4 protein-coding genes are annotated in these 4,455 nt (G+C 66.4%); 2 read left to right on the top strand and 2 right to left on the bottom strand.

What is annotated here, in order from left to right; genetic code table 11:
* Positions 1-187: 187 nt before the first annotated feature.
* Positions 188-1,507, bottom strand: a complete 1,320-nt coding sequence (locus VW23_RS19600) for a mandelate racemase/muconate lactonizing enzyme family protein (RefSeq protein ID WP_069911224.1) — start codon at positions 1,505-1,507, stop codon at positions 188-190.
* 27 nt (positions 1,508-1,534) lie between these two features.
* Entirely contained in the window at positions 1,535-2,458 is a 924-nt protein-coding gene (locus VW23_RS19595) for a dihydrodipicolinate synthase family protein (protein ID WP_069911223.1), read from the bottom strand.
* Positions 2,459-2,597: 139 nt separating this feature from the next.
* Here VW23_RS19595 and VW23_RS19590 point away from each other — a divergent pair, with 139 nt between their 5' ends.
* Both VW23_RS19590 and VW23_RS19585 read left to right on the top strand, forming a co-directional pair.
* A complete protein-coding gene (locus VW23_RS19590; protein ID WP_069911222.1) occupies positions 2,598-3,296 on the top strand; it encodes a GntR family transcriptional regulator in 699 nt (232 codons plus the stop codon).
* Between the two features lie 64 nt (positions 3,297-3,360).
* The gene (locus VW23_RS19585) at positions 3,361-4,380 is read left to right on the top strand and encodes a hypothetical protein (RefSeq protein ID WP_069911225.1); all 1,020 of its coding nucleotides are present in this window, start codon (positions 3,361-3,363) and stop codon (positions 4,378-4,380) included.
* The last annotated feature ends 75 nt before the right edge of the window (positions 4,381-4,455 follow it).

Here is a 4,455-nt window from a genome sequence, read left to right as displayed (position 1 = left end):
GGACAGGGGTGGGGGTCAGCAGCCACCGGCGGCCGGCGGCGAGCGCTCTAGCCCCGGAAATTAGAGAGGCCCAGACTAGGAGGTGGAACTCCAGCTGGGCCTCAGTCATCGGGCGGCGAAGCCCGACAACAGGGTTCACATAGACCCATGACCGGCGTGAGTCCAGCGCCGATGTCGCATAGCTGGGTTACTCGGGCCAGCGATCGTCCGGTCGCCAGAAGCCGAGTTTTGGGGTGTTCCACTCGTCGGTGGGGAGGAACATGGTCCCGGGGGTACGGAGGTTTGCTTCGATCGCCTCGAGGTTGAGGTCGATGCCGAGGCCCGGCTTGTCGGGCACGGTGACGTAGCCATCGGCCATGTAGTTGGGCTCGAGCCCGGTGACGAGGCTCTCCCAGAACGGCAGGTCGAGGCCGTGATGCTCGCAGGCGAGGAAGCTCGAGATCGAGGCGGCGGTGTGGATATTCGCCATGAAGCCGATCGGCGAGCCGGCGCAGTGCAAAGCCGTCGGGATGCCCTCTTCTTCGGCGTCGTCAGAGATGCGCTTGGTCTCCATCAGGCCGCCCGAAGTGAGCAGGTCCGGGTGGACGATGTCGAAGGCGCGGGTGCGGATCGCCTCGCGGAAACCATCACGCAGATAGAGATCCTCGCCGGCGGCGATCGGGGTCAGCAGCGCATCGGCGATCTTCTTGTGGCCAGGGATATCGAAGCGCGACACCGGGTCTTCCATCCAGGCGAGATCGAACTTTTCGAGCGCCTTGCCGAGCCGGATGACCTCGTCGGAGGTGAGATAGCCTTCGCCGAAGTGATCGACGCAGATCTGTACGTTGGGGCCGACGGCCTTGCGGACCTCGCCGACGACGTGCGCGGCACGTTCGATAGTGGCATCGGTGAGCTTGACGCCGCGGCCATGCATCGGCGCCTTGAATGGCCGCCCCTCTTCGTAGGCGAAGTCGTATCTGGCGTCGTTGCCGATCAGCGGGCTGTCGCCGGTCTCGAACAGCGACGGCCTCAAGTCGAACTTGATCCAGGTCAGACCCCGGTCACGACGGCCGAGCACCGCGGCGACAAAGTCCTCAGGCGTCGGATCGTCGGGGGTCGGGGTGTCGCCGTAGAGCCGGACCTTGTCGCGATGCTTGCCGCCGAGCAGCTGGTAGCGCGGCACGCCATAGACCTTGCCGATCAGGTCCATCAGCGCGATCTCGATGCCCGAGACGCCGCCACCCTCGCGGCCCCAGTTGCCGAAGCGCTTGATGGTGCGGAAGATCATGTCGACGTTGCAGGGGTTCTGCCCGACCAGCATCGACTTGAACTGCAACGCGTTGCTGGCATGGCCGGCGTCGCGCACTTCGCCGAGCCCGTAAACGCCCTGGTTGGTGTCGATCCTGAGGATCGGGTAGTCGTAATTGGCGGCCACCACCGCGAGCCGCATGTCGGTGATGCGGAGCTCGGACGGGTTGGAATGGGTGGTTATGGCGTTTTCGATTCGCCCCAGCTGCGTGTCGGTCATCTTGCTTTCTCGAGGTTAGTTTGCCGCTCAGCGGCGGTGCGTGTAGGCGGGGAGCATCAGGTCGGCGAGGTCATCCATGATGGCGGCGGCCTCGGCTCGGGCGGCAGCGTCGAGCGCGCGGAAGCCGGACTGACGCACCGCAGCGCTGGGGATGACGCCGCGCGCCTTCAGCACCTCCTTCATCAGCGGCATGCCGTAATTGCTCTCCATGTCGAGCAGCGGCAGCAGGCGCTGGAAGATGTTCCGGGCGCGCTTGTCGTCCTTGGCTTCGATGGCGTTCCACAGCGCCACGTGCACATCGGCGATCTCACAGGCCGGCATGGTGCCGGAGACGCCGTGGCGGACTTCCTCCATCAGGGTCTTGCCGGCCTTGCCGCCCATCACCCCCTCGAGCTTGTCGCCGCAGAGCCGGATGATCTCGCCGACCGTCTGGGCCGGGTAGCCGGACTCTTCCTTGACGAAGCGGGCGGTGGGGATCTCGCTCACCAGCTCGGCGATCAGCCCGGCGCTCAGCGGCGAGGCGCCCTGCCCCGAGACGTTCTGGATCACCAGGGGCAGCGCGGTGGCAGCGCCGATCGCCTTATAGTGCGCCTTGATGTCGGCCGGGCTCGAGGGGTGCAGCGTCGGCGGCAGCGACATCACCGCGTCGGCGCCGATCTGCTCGGCATGGCGGGCGAACTCGACCGCGAGGTGGTAGTGTGGGGCCGAGACGGCGATGATCACCGGCACCTTGCCCTTGGCCTTATTGACGACGATCTCCGCAGCGCGCCGGCGCTCGGCTTCGCTGAGGTAGAAACCCTCGCTGGCCAGTGCATTGGCGACGACGCCATGGACGCCCGCCGCGAGGCAGAAATCGAGGGTGCGCTCCAGCGCCGCCTCATCCAGCCGGAAATCATCGGTGAACGGCGTCGTGACGATCACGAAGATACCGCGGTAGTCGTTGCGATCCATGGGTATTGCCTTGTGTTTTTGGATCAGGCGGCGATGCGCGGCCCATCAGGAATGCGCTGGACCTCCCCGTCCCGCGCAACGTATAGGACGATGCAAGATCGTATCAAATGTGTCAACATCGTATACGATGTGAGGTTTCATGATCCAGGACAGTTCGGCCCCTCGTAAGCGCCGCGGCGGCTCCGACCCCAAGACCGAGACCAGCTACCAGCGGGTCACCAACCTGCTGCGCACCGAAATCCTCGCCGGCGACATCCCGCTGGGTGGCCGGCTGACCATGACGGCGATCGCCGACCGCTTCGGGGTGAGCGTGCAGCCGGTGCGCGAGGCGTTGCAGCAGCTCGAGGGCGAGGGGCTGGTGGAGATGATCCCCAATCACGGAGCGCGGGTTCGCCAGCTCGACCGCAACCGGCTGGTCCACTCCAGTGAGATCGGCGAAGCACTTGAATGCTACCTCGCCCGGCAGTTCGCCGAGGAGGCGTCGCTGTCGTCGCTGCGCCAGCTCGAGGCCTTGCAGGTCGAGCATGATGCGGCGATCGAGGCGATGGACTGGGCCCGCATCGACGCCGCCAATCGCATCTTCCATCGCTTCATCAACACCCATGGCGGCAATGTCGAAGCGGCCGATCTCATCGCGCGTTACTATGGCCTGAGCGAAGGGCTGATGAACAAGCACGGGCGCGACAAGGCGTTTGCCGAGCGGGTACGCGCCGAACACCATGCGCTGCTCGAGGCGTTCCGGCGCCGCGATCCGGAGGCCGCCGCACGGATCAACGCGGAACACGTCCGCGGTACCGTAGCCGCGGTGCTCGCGGCCTATGAGGCGACGAAGCGCTGAACGGCGGATTGTCGGCGCAGCCGTCATGGGCGAGTGTCGGACGAACGAAAACAAGGGAATGACGATGACCAAACTGGGTGAAACGCGGTCGCTGGTCTGGGCGCATGGCGTGGTCAGCGTCGAGAGCCTGGGCGGGATGATCGGGCCGACGCTGTTCGTGTTGCCCGACGGCCGGCAGGTGGCGCCGTTCCAGGTGGCGCCATGGGCGAACGAACCCGGTGGCGAGGCCCTGCCCGGCATTTTGAAGCGGCTGCGCGGCGAGTGGCCCTGCGTGCCGTTCGGAGTCGACGGGGATCGCCCGGCGAACGGCGACTGGCCGGGGTCGGCGGCGAACCCGACGGTCGATACCGGTCCGCATGGCTTCAGCTCCAACCATGACTGGCAGTTCGAGGCCGCAGCCGATGGCAGCATCGGGCTGAGTATCGCCTACCCCGAGGGTCACCCGATCAAGGCGCTGCACCGCCGCGTTACGCCCGACCCTCAGACCACGGCGCTCGACTTCGAACTCGTGATCGAGGTGCGAGCCGATTGCACGCTGCCGCTGGGCCTCCATCCCTCGTTCCGGCTGCCGAGCAAGGTCGGCGCCCTGCATATCGAAGTGGGCGACGAGATCACCGGCGCCACCTTCCCCGGACCCGTCGACGACACTTCGATCTTCCAACAGGGCCGGTTCCAGACGCCGTGGCGCGATGTGGCGTTGAAGGACGGGTCGCAGCTCGATGTCAGCAGGGTGCCGCTGGTGCAGGCGACCGAGGAAATTCTGCAGCTGCTCGACATGCCCGGCACCGCCTCGCTGTGGAACAGCGCCGAGGGCTATCGGGTGCGGCTCACTTGGAACAAGGAGCACTATCCCAGCGCCCTGCTCTGGATGTCGAACCGCGGCCGGCAGATGGCGCCGTGGAACGGCCGGCACCTGGCACTGGGGGTTGAGCCGATCTGCTCGGCGTTCGACCTGGGGCCGCAGATTTCGGTGGCGGATAATCCGATCTCGCGGCGAGGCACGAAGACGGCGCGGCGGTTCAGCGCGGGGGAGCGGTTCATGACGCGGTATCGGATTGCGGTGGAGGCGGCGGAGGTTGCCTAGGGTACCGGAGCTGCGGCCCACCCCCCCCCCCCCCCCCTTTACACATCTCCCCGCCCCCGACACAGGACGAAAGCC

Source organism: Devosia insulae DS-56 (genome assembly GCF_000970465.2).
GTDB classification, from domain to species: domain Bacteria; phylum Pseudomonadota; class Alphaproteobacteria; order Rhizobiales; family Devosiaceae; genus Devosia_A; species Devosia_A insulae.
The sequence above is the reverse complement of the archived record's forward strand: the minus strand, read 5'-3'. Positions and strand labels throughout refer to the sequence as shown.

Coding starts and splice junctions, on each gene's coding strand:
- VW23_RS19600 (WP_069911224.1), bottom strand. CDS start 1,507: ATGACCGACACGCAGCTGGGGCGAATCGAAAACGCCATAACCACCCAT.
- VW23_RS19595 (WP_069911223.1), bottom strand. CDS start 2,458: ATGGATCGCAACGACTACCGCGGTATCTTCGTGATCGTCACGACGCCG.
- VW23_RS19590 (WP_069911222.1), top strand. CDS start 2,598: ATGATCCAGGACAGTTCGGCCCCTCGTAAGCGCCGCGGCGGCTCCGAC.
- VW23_RS19585 (WP_069911225.1), top strand. CDS start 3,361: ATGACCAAACTGGGTGAAACGCGGTCGCTGGTCTGGGCGCATGGCGTG.